General features: G+C 44.4%; 12 protein-coding genes. 8 read left to right on the forward strand and 4 right to left on the reverse strand.

The window, feature by feature from the left end; translation table 11 throughout:
- Nucleotides 1–80: 80 nt before the first annotated feature.
- Both P3L47_RS14265 and P3L47_RS14270 read left to right on the forward strand, forming a co-directional pair.
- A complete protein-coding gene (locus P3L47_RS14265) occupies nt 81–752 on the forward strand; it encodes an SGNH/GDSL hydrolase family protein (protein ID WP_277781228.1) in 672 nt (223 codons plus the stop codon).
- Nucleotides 753–974: 222 nt separating this feature from the next.
- The gene (locus P3L47_RS14270) at nt 975–1,529 is read left to right on the forward strand and encodes a GNAT family N-acetyltransferase (protein ID WP_277781229.1); all 555 of its coding nucleotides are present in this window, start codon (nt 975–977) and stop codon (nt 1,527–1,529) included.
- A 98-nt stretch (nt 1,530–1,627) separates the two neighbouring features.
- On the opposite strand, the gene P3L47_RS14275 is transcribed toward P3L47_RS14270, so the two are convergent.
- Nucleotides 1,628–2,389 carry an exodeoxyribonuclease III gene (locus P3L47_RS14275; protein WP_277781230.1) on the reverse strand — a complete coding sequence of 254 codons (762 nt, stop codon included), beginning with the start codon at nt 2,387–2,389 and terminating at the stop codon, nt 1,628–1,630.
- A 117-nt stretch (nt 2,390–2,506) separates the two neighbouring features.
- Nucleotides 2,507–2,899: a DUF4956 domain-containing protein gene (locus P3L47_RS14280; protein WP_345799077.1), complete on the reverse strand. Its 393-nt coding sequence runs from the start codon at nt 2,897–2,899 to the stop codon at nt 2,507–2,509.
- Between the two features lie 357 nt (nt 2,900–3,256).
- Here P3L47_RS14280 and P3L47_RS14285 point away from each other — a divergent pair, with 357 nt between their 5' ends.
- Nucleotides 3,257–3,406 carry a hypothetical protein gene (locus P3L47_RS14285; protein ID WP_277781231.1) on the forward strand — a complete coding sequence of 50 codons (150 nt, stop codon included), beginning with the start codon at nt 3,257–3,259 and terminating at the stop codon, nt 3,404–3,406.
- An 85-nt stretch (nt 3,407–3,491) separates the two neighbouring features.
- Nucleotides 3,492–4,142 carry a LuxR C-terminal-related transcriptional regulator gene (locus tag P3L47_RS14290; protein WP_277781232.1) on the forward strand — a complete coding sequence of 217 codons (651 nt, stop codon included), beginning with the start codon at nt 3,492–3,494 and terminating at the stop codon, nt 4,140–4,142.
- 105 nt (nt 4,143–4,247) lie between these two features.
- Here the strand turns inward: P3L47_RS14290 and P3L47_RS14295 are convergent, their stop codons facing one another.
- Nucleotides 4,248–4,688: a MarR family winged helix-turn-helix transcriptional regulator gene (locus P3L47_RS14295; protein ID WP_122362517.1), complete on the reverse strand. Its 441-nt coding sequence runs from the start codon at nt 4,686–4,688 to the stop codon at nt 4,248–4,250.
- 460 nt (nt 4,689–5,148) lie between these two features.
- The gene (gene cysK, locus P3L47_RS14300; protein ID WP_129734209.1) at nt 5,149–6,096 is read right to left on the reverse strand and encodes a cysteine synthase A; all 948 of its coding nucleotides are present in this window, start codon (nt 6,094–6,096) and stop codon (nt 5,149–5,151) included.
- A gap of 150 nt (nt 6,097–6,246) precedes the next feature.
- Here cysK and P3L47_RS14305 point away from each other — a divergent pair, with 150 nt between their 5' ends.
- From P3L47_RS14305 to P3L47_RS14320, 4 genes are all read left to right on the forward strand, one after another.
- The gene (locus P3L47_RS14305; protein WP_075559945.1) at nt 6,247–6,789 is read left to right on the forward strand and encodes an RNA polymerase sigma-70 factor; all 543 of its coding nucleotides are present in this window, start codon (nt 6,247–6,249) and stop codon (nt 6,787–6,789) included.
- A gap of 98 nt (nt 6,790–6,887) precedes the next feature.
- Nucleotides 6,888–7,865 carry a FecR family protein gene (locus tag P3L47_RS14310; protein WP_277781233.1) on the forward strand — a complete coding sequence of 326 codons (978 nt, stop codon included), beginning with the start codon at nt 6,888–6,890 and terminating at the stop codon, nt 7,863–7,865.
- Nucleotides 7,866–8,092: 227 nt separating this feature from the next.
- Nucleotides 8,093–11,404 carry a TonB-dependent receptor gene (locus P3L47_RS14315; RefSeq protein ID WP_129734205.1) on the forward strand — a complete coding sequence of 1,104 codons (3,312 nt, stop codon included), beginning with the start codon at nt 8,093–8,095 and terminating at the stop codon, nt 11,402–11,404.
- A 39-nt stretch (nt 11,405–11,443) separates the two neighbouring features.
- Nucleotides 11,444–13,051 carry a RagB/SusD family nutrient uptake outer membrane protein gene (locus P3L47_RS14320; protein WP_277781234.1) on the forward strand — a complete coding sequence of 536 codons (1,608 nt, stop codon included), beginning with the start codon at nt 11,444–11,446 and terminating at the stop codon, nt 13,049–13,051.
- Nucleotides 13,052–13,054 lie beyond the last annotated feature (3 nt).

Here is a 13,054-nt window from a genome sequence, read left to right on the forward strand (position 1 = left end):
TGTTTTTGATTTAGATTCTTTGCAAAGATAAAGATAAAAGCGTTACTTTTGTTTCTTTTGGAACTTAATAAAATCATATTATGAAGAACATTAAGAAATGTTTTATGCTGGCAGTATGTATATTCACTGCATCGTCTCTTTTCGGCCAGCAGAAAGATTGGGCACAGTTTGGCCGTTACGCAGAGGTTAACAAGACAGTGAAAACTCCCTCCAAAGTAGTTTTCATGGGAAACTCGATTACAGATGGGTGGTGGTCGACCGATTCGTTATTCTTTAAGACAAATGGATTTATAGGCAGAGGCATCAGCGGGCAGACAACGGCAGAAATGCTGGTCAGATTCCGTGCAGATGTAATTAACCTGAAACCTAAGGCTGTCGTGATCCTGGCCGGTACGAATGACATCGCGCAGAATAACGGATATATAGCAATGGAGAATATCCTCGGAAATATAATCTCTATGGTTGAGTTGGCAAAGGCTAATAATATAGATGCGATCCTTTGTTCCGTATTACCCGCATACGAATTCGGATGGCGTAAAGGCTTGGAACCTGCCGGTAAAATTATCGAACTGAATAAAATGATCAAGGCTTATGCCGACCGTAACAAGCTGACTTATATCGATTATCATTCCCGATTGGCTGATGAAAGGGGAGGATTGCCCGAGAAATATTCAAAGGACGGTGTACATCCCACTTTGGATGGATATAAAATAATGGAAGAAATACTTCTTCCGGCACTGAAACGTTATTGACCGGATTATTTTATTATATTTGCTCCCGAATTATAAAAACAGTTTTTTGAAAACACTACATTCTACATCTATAAGTGCGTAATAACAGCCTATAACTCTTTATAGGCTGGCCACTTTTCTTTTTCGGATATATATCTTTATCCGAACCTTCTTTTTATTTTCTTTTTTGTACGAATAAAGTGTTCCCATAAGGGAGCATAATAACCATTAATATAAATAATCATGAATTTGAATGACGTACATGTGAGGAAGGCTACTTCCGACGATTTCAGTGACGTAATGAACGTCGAACGGCTTGCTTTCGGCGAGGAAGACGAAGCTCGACTGGTGAAGGATCTGCTCGCAGATGTGAGTGCCGAACCTTTTGTTTCGCTACTTGCCTGTTACCAGGGGGAAGCCATAGGGCATATTCTTTTCACCAAGGCCTTACTGGAGGGATCCAATCCTTCTCCTTCTGTGTATATCCTGGCTCCATTGGCTATAAAACCAGCATATCAGAAGCAAGGAATTGGCGGTTTATTGATCCGCGAAGGGCATCGGATATTGAAGGAGATGGGTGTGGAGTTGGTATTTGTTCTGGGGCATAAAGAATATTATCCCCGTCACGGATTCAAAGGAAAGGCAGAAGAGGCCGGTTATCCGCCTCCTTATCCGATCGAAAGCATCTATGCAGACTGTTGGATGTATCAGTTCCTCATCCCGGAAACGAAAGATTTCCCCAAAGGGAAAGTTAAATGTGCCGAAGCGATGGATAAGCCAGAGTATTGGCGGGAATAGGTTTAAGTAGACATATCAAAACAAATAAACCGGACGCAGATATCGCAGAGTTCTGCGTCCGGTAAATATCGTCTTTTGATACAATTTCTTCTTATCTTTTATTTGATTTCCAACACCGCCGGGCAATGATCCGAGTGTATGGCATCGTTCAATATGTAGGCTTCTTTCAGTAACGGCTTTACCGGTTCGCTCACCATGCAGTAATCGATGCGCCAGCCTTTATTGTTTTTGCGCGCATTAAAGCGGTAGCTCCACCAGGTATATTGCTGCTTGTCGGGATTCAGGAAACGGAACGTGTCGATAAATCCGGCATCGAGGAACCGCGTCATCCATTCGCGTTCTTCAGGGAGGAAACCACTATTGGTCGCATTCCGTACAGGATCATGGATATCTATCGGTTCATGGCAGATATTATAGTCGCCGCAAAGGATCAGTTGCTTGCGTGTTTTCTGCAATTCCACTACATAGTTCCGGAAGTCTTCCAGCCATTCCATCTTAAACGCCTGGCGTTCATCGCCGCTGGTTCCTGAAGGATGGTAGACGCTAACGACAGAGATATCGCCGTAATCTGCACGGATAAAGCGTCCTTCATTATCGTATTTCTCTATTCCCATGCCGGTTTCCACATTATCGGGTTCCTGCTTGGTCAGGATGGCGACGCCGCTGTATCCCTTCTTTTGTGCACTGAATAAATAGGCTTTATAGCCCAGAGCCTCGAATGCTTCTGCCGGAAACTGGTCCGGTTGCAGTTTGGTTTCCTGCAGGCAAAGTACATCCGGTTGCTGCTCACCGAGCCATTCGGGCAATCCCTTTCCAACGGCTGCACGCAGACCGTTTACATTGTATGTGATGATCTTCATATGAACTGTTTGTTTGTCCGTTTTTATATGAATTCAAAGATACGATTTAACGTTTGGATCTGCTAATATTTGTTTGATAATTCTGTAAGATGCCTTATATCTACAGATAAATAATATCTATTTCCCGAGGAAGCGGGTTACTGTATCGACCGAATTGATCTCCCTCACTTCGGATTCATAATATACCTTGATGAGTGCCGCATCGTGCAGGAAATCGATATGCCCTATCTCAATCTTTTGTATATTCAGTCCGGTACGGTGGCGGAGGTCTGCTATCAGCTCTTCGCGTTTTTCCGGAACGATCAGCTGGATTTTATCATACAGGATCAGTTGGCAGGATACATGTTTCAGCCAGCGTTCGCTTTCCAGCAGCCAGGTGACAAGAATAAAGATACAGTTTGTCACAATCAGTTCGACATAACTGATCTGTGCAGACAAGGCATTGATAACGGATAGGGCGATAATGATGAAGAGATACGTCATTTCGCGGATAGGGACTGATGCTTTTATTGATAGGAAAAAATAATCAGTGAAGTGAGGGTTTTATCCCATGAAAATATTTTTTGAGATATAAGTAGGAGAGAAAGATTCATTAGTAGAAAAATGCGAGCTATTTATTTTAGAGAACACAAATGACATAGATTCCCTAAAAACTCATTTAAAACGAACCCTCACTTCGTTTAAAACGAGATTTTTTTCGTTTTAAATGAGCTTACAGTCCGTTTAAAACAAGTTTTCACTCGTTTTAAACGAGATTTGGGCTCTCTAGTTGGCTATATTGTGTAAAGCGATTGATAATAAGTGAATTAACAACGATTCGGTATAAGGATTGGGCTATCCTATTTCCGTGCTTGATATGGGGACAAATTGGCATATTGGCTCATTATTGATAAAAAGCTCCCGTTTACAGATTCTTTTTTTACCGTTAGTTCGATGGTCACAACTGTCGGCTCTTATTCCAGCGGACCGGGTGGCGGAGGGAATATCGGTGGTGGCGGAAGACCGGGCGGATGGTAAAAAAAGCTCATTTTGTATACTTCGTATGTAAATGAATCATACATTTGTACAATGATATTGAACATGCTTTATCCCTAATCAGCTGATGCGAATACTGATCATAGCCGACAATCAGGATATTACGAAAGCCGGTATCTTATATCTCACTGATAGGATACCGGACTTCCCGTTTGTGACCGAAGCTGCCGATAAACAGGAACTGCTTCAGCTCCTGCAACGATATCCGCAGGCTGTCGTCCTGCTCGACTATACGCTTTTCGACCTGGCAGGTACCGACGAACTGCTTATCATACAGGAACGTTTCAAGCAAGTATCCTGGATACTTTTCAGCGACGAACTGAGCGAGGATTTCATCCGCCGGATACTTTTCAGCAGCGAAGCATTCAGCATCGTTTTGAAAGATGCTTCATCGGATGAGATACAGGCTGCCTTGCAATCGGCTCTGCGTTCCGAGCGCTTCATCTGCCAGCAAATCCACCACCTGCTTTCGAATAAGAATCTCATTCGCGAACCCAAAGAGCATCCTGTACTGACCTCTACCGAAAAAGAGATATTAAAAGCCATCGCCCTGGGAAAAACGACCAAAGAGATTGCCTCCGAACGTTTCTCCAGCATCCACACCATCACCACTCACCGAAAGAATATCTTCCGTAAACTGGAAGTCAACAATGTGCACGAAGCGACCAAGTATGCATTGCGTGCCGGGATTGTCGATACGACGGAGTATTATATTTGAATCTACTTTTCCATCCCCAAATGGAATAACTCGTCGGGTGAAAGCATGTAAGCCTGTTGGGAATAAGTCGCAACAGGCTTACAAATAAACAGTAACAATAATAAACTATACCTTATCAAATATCTCATTCAATTTTTTTAAATGCTTTATGCAGGCTTCCATGTGGCGGGTGTTCATCTGTTCACCTACCAGGGTGTACATGTCTTTCAGGATGGATTTTACCTTATCCGCCACGGTTATTCCTTCGGGGGTGAGGAAGATGAGTTTGTTGCGTCGGTCGCTGGTGTCTTCCCGGCGTACGACCCATCCTTTTTTCTCCAGGTTGTTGATCAGATTGGTAAGGCATGCTTTATCCTTCGCTGTCTTTTCCGCCAGTGTCTGTTGGCTGACTCCCTGTTCTTTCCACAGGCAGTGCATGACCTGTAGCATTTCGAAGGTCATATCGACATTGTTGCTTTTCAGCAGTCGTTGTATCGTTTGCCGGAATGTCATCCGGGTCTTTAAAATTAATAAGTTTAGTTCGTGGGCTGTTTCACTATCCGTCATACTTGCTGTTTTTGGGGACAAAGATATGGATTTCTTTGATGTTAGTTTAATGTTTGACTAATATGTTTTTTAAACACAGATGGATGAAGAAGATGAAATAGATGGAGTAGATGAGGTGGATAGATCAGATGAGATGGATAAAGCAGATGAAATGGATAGTATATAAAGTGGATGGAGTGTCTGAGAGTCCTGTAAGGACGTTTCAAAATAGCCCAAGGTTTTAACCTTGGGTATAAGTAAGTTAAGTGTATTTTTTAAGTCCTGTAAGGACGCCACAAGAAGATATATATCCTTGTGACGCCCTTACAGGGCTAGAGGGGGGAGAGTATGATTATTATTACCCAGGGTTAAAACCCTGAGCTAATTTGGGGTCAGGCTTACAGCCTTCAAGACAATGACGCAAACAAGATAAATAGTAAGCTTATTGCCACCTCTATTGACATCTCCATTAGCACATTACTTATAGCGGATATTCCTCAAATGCATACAAGACCGTTGACAGATACCGTTCTCCTGTATCGGGTAATAAAGCCACGATTGTCTTGCCCGCATTCTCTGGCAGTTCAGCCAGCTTCAACGCTGCATATACTGCTGCGCCGGAAGAGATTCCGACGAGTAAGCCTTCCGTCTGTGCCAACTCACGGCTGGTGCGGATTGCATCGTCATTTTCTACCTGTATGATTTCATCTACAAACTTGCCATTATATGTTTTAGGGATGAAGCCGGCACCGATACCCTGTATCTTGTGCGGACCGGGCTTGCCTCCCGAAAGAACCGGCGAGTCGCTGGGTTCTACGGCAACGATCTTAACATTCGGGTTATGTGCTTTCAACCCTTCTCCGACACCACTGACCGTACCGCCTGTGCCTACGCCGGCAACGAAGATGTCGACTTTACCATCCGTATCCCGCCAAATTTCCTGCGCCGTTGTCTTTACGTGCACGGCTGGGTTTGCCGGATTTTCGAATTGTTGAAGGATAACAGATCCCGGCGTTTCATCACGCAAGGCTTCCGCTTTGGCAATAGCACCTTTCATACCTTCTGCTCCGGAGGTAAGGACGAGGTGTGCACCGAGCGCTTTCAGCAGGTTACGGCGTTCCAGGCTCATCGTCTCCGGCATGGTAAGTACCAGTTTGTATCCTTTGGCAGCTGAGACAAAGGCCAGGCCGACACCCGTATTGCCACTGGTCGGTTCGATAATGGTGGCTCCCGGTTTCAGGATACCTTTTTCTTCGGCGTCTTCAATCATTGCCAGGGCGATGCGGTCTTTCACACTGCCTGCCGGGTTGAAGTATTCCAGCTTTCCGATCAGTTTAGCTTTTAAACCTTTGCTTGCATTGAAATTGGAGAACTCTAACAAGGGAGTATTACCCACTAAGTCAGTTAGTTTTTGTGCTACGTTTGCCATATTCTTTTTAATTTTAGTTGTTCTTTATTTATACAACAAAGATAAGCATTGAATTGGTTGCCGGACATACCATAAAGAGGGTATATTTTATTTTTGTTTATTAACGATAAAAATAATTCTCTTATCTTTGTACTATTCTGAATGAAACAGATGGAAGAAAACGAACTTATTTTATTACTAAAACAGAGTAGCAAGGAGGCTTTCACGACTTTATATAAAAAGTACTGGAAGCAGGTGTACAATTTCAGCCGGCTTTACCTGACGAGTCAGAGTGTAGCGGAAGAAGTTGTACAGGAGGTTTTTATAAAGGTATGGGAATCGCGCGACTTCCTGCGTGAGGAGGAGAATTTCAAAGGATTATTATTCATTATCACCCGTAATCTTATCTTTAATATCCATCGAAAGAATGTAAATGAAGATTTCTATAAAATAACCGTCCTTTCCGCTATGGAAAGTTCGTATGATATAGAAGAAGAGATAGAAGCAAAGAACCTGAGCGAATATATCGATCTATTGATTGCCGAGTTGCCGCCACGTCGCCGTGAAATCTTTAATCTGAGCAGAAAAGAAAATAAAGCTTATAAGGAAATAGCGCTTTTATTGAATATATCGGAGAAGACCGTTGAGAATCAAATAAGCGAGGCACTCAAATATCTTAGGAAGAATATCGTTTTACTATCTCTGTTCGTATAAGACAAAACCATCCCCCTTTTTATTTTCTGAAAAAAGTTGTGACCGGATAGGGGGAACCTATCTGTTCGGGTGTATTTATTATAAAGCGAGTAATAGAGATGGATCAGAAGGATACAAAACATATATTGAAAAAACTGATGCAGGATGCATTGGCTGAGGAAGAACAGGCTGCCCTGAACGATCGGAAGACCGTGAAGCGACAAATGTTCAGCCAATGGGAGAATGCTCCTGATGCTGTCAGCTCCGACCGAGCCGACGAAAGACAGATATGGTACCATATCTGTCAGAGACTCTGGAGTAGAGTCTCTGACAGAAGATATTTATATTATAAAATTTACAGTATAGCAGCTTCCGTACTGTTATTGCTGGCAGCGGGAAGCATGGCTTTCTATATAGCCGGCAATAAGAAAGAAGTTGCAATGTATATCGTAACTTCCGGTATTCAGAATATGCAGTCGGTTTCTTTGCCCGATGGTACGTTTGTACAGCTGGGCCCCGGTAGCCGGTTGACTTATCCCGCCGACTTTACCGGAGAAACCCGCGAAATACAGTTAAACGGACAGGCTTTCTTTGATATCTACAGAAATCCCGCCAAGCCATTCATCGTACATACTTCTAATATGCAGATCGAGGCGCTGGGTACGGCCTTCGAAATTTTCGATTATGAAATAGAGAATAAATCGGAAACTGTTTTATTGAACGGTAGCGTCAAAATTAATTTAAATCATCCGAAAGGAGATATGAAGGACTTTATCCTCTCGCCGGATGAAAAGATCGTACATGATAGATGGGCCGACTCGACTTACATCCAGCCTGTCGATGCCGATAAATATACCGCCTGGCGCAAGCAGAAAATACTCAGCTTTGAGAATGAAAAACTATCTATGATCATCCCGCGCCTCGAACAATGGTACGGACGCAAGGTGATGTGCCAGCAGGATTTAGCAGATAAATACCGTTTTACGTTCAAAGTGAGGGACGAATCATTGGAACGTATCTTATTTATAATGGGAGAATCTTCTCCGCTTGGATATCAGAAGACCACTAATGGAAATTTTGTAATAAAGCTCAAATAATTAATAACTTAAATTTATAGCCTATGGACAAATAGAGGGGTTAACCTAAAAAAATTGGAAGATACCTGCAAGTACCTTCCAATCCGTGAGTTTTCGAAAAATGCATGTCACAAAGGAGTCGAAGCCAAGGACTTGCATTTAGTATTCATCAAAAACAATACAAAGTTATGAAAAAAAACAATGACAGGGATTGTTGTGTCCCGTTATTTAGAAAAACAATTCGTATTATGAAGATCACAACCTTATTTTCACTTGGTGTGGCCTGTTGTATTTCTGCCTCTACCTACGCGCAGAACTACAAAGTGTCGATCAACAAAAAGAACAGTAGTATCATTGAAATCCTGAAGGATATCGAGAAGAACAGTGAGTTCTCGTTTTTCTTTAACGACAATAATGTAAACGTCAACAGGAAAGCTAGTGTGAAAGCCAAGAACGCCTCTTTGGAAGAGGTGCTTGAGCAAGTATTCGAGAATACCGGATATAATTATCAGATCATAGACCGTCAGGTACTGGTAAAAGCAGACAATTCGGTGAAAGCGATGAATGGTGTTGCCGGTGTGGCACAGCAGAACAAGATGGTAAGCGGTGTTGTTACCGATGCCAGTGGAGACCCTATTATCGGGGCGAACGTCATTATCAAAGGAACTACGACCGGTAGTATCACCGACATCGACGGCAAATTTATGCTGGAAGCCAAAAACGGTGATGTGATCCAGGTTTCTTTCATCGGTTATCTGACGCAGGAAGTTCCTTATACAGGACAAGCTACATTATCGGTTAATCTGGTGGAAGATACACAGAAACTGGAAGAAATTGTCGTTGTAGGTTACGGTGTACAGAAGAAAGTAAATATGTCGGGAGCCGTTGCGACAGTCGACAGTAAGGTACTGGAAAGCCGTCCCGTGCAGAACGTATCGTCAGCCCTTCAGGGTATCATGCCCGGTGTGATGGTAACCTCCGGACAAGGGCGTCCGGGACAGGACCAGGCAACGATCCGTGTGCGTGGTGTCGGTACATTGAATACCGCCGACCCGTATATCCTGGTGGACGGTGTCGAAACCGGTACGATGAACTCGGTCGATCCGAACGATATCGAAAGTATCTCCGTATTGAAAGATGCTGCTTCGGCTGCCATCTACGGATCGAAAGCTTCTAACGGGGTTATCCTGATCACGACAAAACGGGGTAAGACCGGTAAGCCGCGTATCTCTTATAACGGTTATGTAGGTGTTCAGAAAGCGACCGAAACGATCGACCGCATGAGCTCTTACGATTATGCCCGTCTTTACAATCAATCCTTGATTAACGAAGGCCTGAACCCGCGTTTCACAGATGCGGAGATCAATTTGTTCCAAAGCGGAACAGATCCTAATTATCCGAATACGGACTGGTATGACGAAGCATATCAGACAGGTGTTCAGCACTCTCATAATGTGAGCATAACAGGCGGTACGGAAACTGCCAAGTACATGGGCTCTGTCGGTTACCTGCATCAGACGGGTATCCTGCCGCATGCCGAACGGCAGCAGTTCAACGGTCGTACCAATATGGATATGAAGCTCAATTCGCGCCTGAATGTACGCCTCAATCTAGCTTATATCAAGAATGACTATACCGACCCGAACTCATCCTATGCGAGCGGTAGTTCCGACCAGATCATCCGTCAGTTGAACCGTATCGCTCCGTGGATCGTGAACCGTTACGATGACGGTACATACGGCACAATCTCCGATGGTAACCCGATTGCCTGGCTGGATGCAGATCAGACGGTCGATCGTAAGAATCAGAACTTCTCCGGAACGCTGGCTGCCGATTATAAGATTATCGACGGACTGGTTGCCACGCTGACAGGCTCGTATGTGAATAACCAGCAGTATTATAAGGCTTTCCAGAAGTTTATCCAGTATAACCCGAACAAAGCGACGGAGCCGAACAAGCTGAACGAAGAGTTTCGCGGCTGGCATCGTGCCTCTTTCGACGCTTTATTGAATTACGACAAACAGTTCGGTAAACATGGCTTGAAAGCAATGGCCGGATGGCATACTGAAAAGTACGACTATACGGAACATAAGATGGAACGTAAGAACTTCCCGACCAACGATCTGACCGACATGAATGCCGGTGATGCGGCTACTCAGAAGAATGAAGGTTTCTCACGCGAGCTGGCTATGATCTCCTGGTTCGGACGTATCAACTACGACTTTATGGGTAAATATATCCTGGAAGCCAATATCCGTGCGGACGCTTCTTCCCGCTTTGCCGACGGTAACCGTTGGGGCTATTTCCCCTCTTTCTCCGGTGCATGGCGTATCAGTGAAGAAGGTTTTATGGAAAACACGAAAGATTGGTTGAACAACTTGAAAGTTCGTGCTTCATGGGGTAAACTGGGTAACCAGGATGCTTTGACGGATTATTATCCCTGGATGAATACCTATAATCTGGATGCAAAGTATCCGTTAGGCGGCTCTTTGCAATCAGGTTATTATCAGAAGTCTTACAAGCTGTCTACCATTTCATGGGAAAAGGCTCGTACATGGGGGCTCGGTTTGGACGCAACGATCAATAACAAGATCAATTTTACAATCGATTACTACGACCGTAAGACGACCGGTATCATTATGGACGTTCCTGTTCCGCAGGAATTTGGTCTGGAAGCTTATAAAGACAACGTAGGCGAAATGGTCAACAAAGGTATCGAAATTGTGTTGAGCTACAATAATAAATGGGGTGACTGGTCATTCGGTGCAACCGGAAATTTTGCTTACAATAAGAATGAAGTATTGAACCTGGGTGGTGTGACCGATATGGTCGATCCGAATAATGGTAATAAACTCCGTCGTGTAGGTGAGCGTCTGAACTCTTACCGCGTCTATAAAGCCGACGGTTTCTTCCAATCGGATGAAGCGGCTCAGGCTTGGATGGATAAGTATTCAAAACAGGACGGTTATCCGTTCGGTACCCGCAAGTTTAAAGCCGGTGATTTGATTTACCACGATACGAATAATGATGGTAAGATAACTGCCGACGACCGTATCCTGGGCGGATCGACAGACCCTTCCGTTACATTCGGTTTAAGTTTGAATGCCGGTTATAAAGGTTTCGACCTTTCCATGATGTTTGCCGGTGCCGCCGGTGTACATCGTTTGATTAACCAGGAAGTTACCGGTTACTTCAATGGCGACGACTCTCACCCTGCAACCGTATGGCTGGATGCCTGGACGCCAGATAATATGGATGCGAAAATGCCTCGTATCGCATATTCCACTACCTCTCCCAGCTTATCGTCAAATGTAATGTCGACTTTCTGGTTACAGAATTCAAGTTACCTGCGTCTGAAGAACCTTCAGTTCGGTTATACGATTCCGAAGAATATCCTGAAATCGGCCGGTATCGAGAACCTGCGCGTGTATTATTCTGTGGAAAACCTGTTTACGATCCATAACATGCTTGTCAGCGTCGATCCGGAAATCTCCAGCGAACGTGCTTCCAGCTTCCCGCTGACTCAGACACATGCTTTCGGTGTGAATATAACATTCTAATAGGAACGATTAGTTATGAATAAAATAAAAGAATATAACATGAAACGCTTATTTATATATATGCTGGCCGGAATGACATTGGCCGGAACGTCCTGTTCAGACTTTTTGGATACAGTACCCAAAGATGCACTCTCGCCCGCCACTACCTGGCAGACGGAAGCCGATGCTGAAAAGTTCCTGATCGGCTGTTACGACGGTTGGGGTGATGAGACCGGTATCATGTATTGGGACTGCGGTTCCGATTTCGGTTTCAACTACCATATCCATGAAAACTGGAAAAACATCGGTAACGGCAGTATGACAGCCAGCAACCAGGTGGCAGATTATTACGGCTTCTCATTGATCCGTCGTTGTAACGATTTTCTGAAGAACATCGAACCTCTTGAATTTGCCGATGCCGGTAAGAAGAGTAATATGATCGGCCAGGTAAAAACGATCCGTGCTTTCCAATATTTCTTGAAGAACTGGTGGTATGGCGGTGTGCCTATCATCGAGTCGTATGAGACAGCCGAGGAAGCTAAAGTAGCCCGCAATACGGAAGAAGAAGTAAAGAAATTTATTTACGACGAAATCGATGCGGCCATTCCTCTGTTAAACGATGCACCTGCAGCAAGAGGTTATATCGCCAAAGGAACGGCTATGGCTCTCAAAATGCGTTCGGCCTTGTATTATGGCGACTATCAGCGTGCGAAAGAGGCGGCAAAGGCGATTATGGACTTGGGACAATATGAATTGGATCCTGACTATAACAATCTTTTCACCGTAGCAGGACAAGGTTCGAAAGAAATTATCGCAGCCTTCCAGCGTGACGAAAACTTGTATGATAACTGGATGATCGGAACGATGTATAACAATGCAGACGGCGGTTGGTCATCAATGGTTCCGACTCAAAACCTGGTAGATGCCTACGAAATGAGTAACGGTCTGACCAAGGAAGAAGCCGGAAGCGGTTACGACGCTACCCATCCGTATGCAAATCGTGATCCGCGTATGGCAATGACCGTTCTTTTTCCCGGTATGGATTGGGAAGGCGGTATCCTGAATACATTGGATGCTACGATCGACGGAAGTAAAAACCCGAATAACCCGGACGATGCCGATAATGCTTCCAAGACAGGATTGACTTGGGGAAAATATCTGTTGGATAAGTCACAGTATGCCGATATGTGGGCTACGAATGCCTCCGTAATTATCTTCCGGTATGCCGAAGTATTACTGAGTTATGCCGAAGCGGAAAACGAATTGAATGGCCCGTCTGCCGACGTATACGGTATGTTGGATCAGGTTCGTAACCGTGTCGGTATGCCGGCAGTAGACCGTGGTAAATATGCTACACAAGCAAAATTGCGTGAATTGATCCGCCGCGAGCGTTCTTCTGAACTGGCAGGTGAAGGTCTTCGCCGTGCCGATATCCTGCGTTGGAAAGACGATAGTGGCAAAATGTTGGCCGAAACTCTGATGAACGGCCCGCTGACCCGCGTAACAGGAACTGTGAATGCGAGCGAATCAAATCCTTTCATGCGTGCAACGATATCCGGAACTGCTCTGATCGAAAACCGTTCGTTTGCCGTTCATAACCGTTATCTGCCTATCAAGCAGGATTACCTGGATAAGAATCCGAATCTGAAACAGAATACTGGCTATTAATTA

This window comes from Parabacteroides chongii (assembly GCF_029581355.1).
GTDB classification, from domain to species: domain Bacteria; phylum Bacteroidota; class Bacteroidia; order Bacteroidales; family Tannerellaceae; genus Parabacteroides; species Parabacteroides chongii.

Excerpts from the sequence above, each read along its gene's own strand:
- cysK (WP_129734209.1), bottom strand. The coding sequence starts at position 6,096 with ATGGCAAACGTAGCACAAAAACTAACTGACTTAGTGGGTAATACTCCC.
- P3L47_RS14295 (WP_122362517.1), bottom strand. The coding sequence starts at position 4,688 with ATGACGGATAGTGAAACAGCCCACGAACTAAACTTATTAATTTTAAAG.
- P3L47_RS14305 (WP_075559945.1), top strand. The coding sequence starts at position 6,247 with ATGGAAGAAAACGAACTTATTTTATTACTAAAACAGAGTAGCAAGGAG.
- P3L47_RS14275 (WP_277781230.1), bottom strand. The coding sequence starts at position 2,389 with ATGAAGATCATCACATACAATGTAAACGGTCTGCGTGCAGCCGTTGGA.
- P3L47_RS14270 (WP_277781229.1), top strand. The coding sequence starts at position 975 with ATGAATTTGAATGACGTACATGTGAGGAAGGCTACTTCCGACGATTTC.
- P3L47_RS14310 (WP_277781233.1), top strand. The coding sequence starts at position 6,888 with ATGGATCAGAAGGATACAAAACATATATTGAAAAAACTGATGCAGGAT.
- P3L47_RS14265 (WP_277781228.1), top strand. The coding sequence starts at position 81 with ATGAAGAACATTAAGAAATGTTTTATGCTGGCAGTATGTATATTCACT.
- P3L47_RS14320 (WP_277781234.1), top strand. The coding sequence starts at position 11,444 with ATGAAACGCTTATTTATATATATGCTGGCCGGAATGACATTGGCCGGA.
- P3L47_RS14315 (WP_129734205.1), top strand. The coding sequence starts at position 8,093 with ATGAAGATCACAACCTTATTTTCACTTGGTGTGGCCTGTTGTATTTCT.
- P3L47_RS14290 (WP_277781232.1), top strand. The coding sequence starts at position 3,492 with ATGCGAATACTGATCATAGCCGACAATCAGGATATTACGAAAGCCGGT.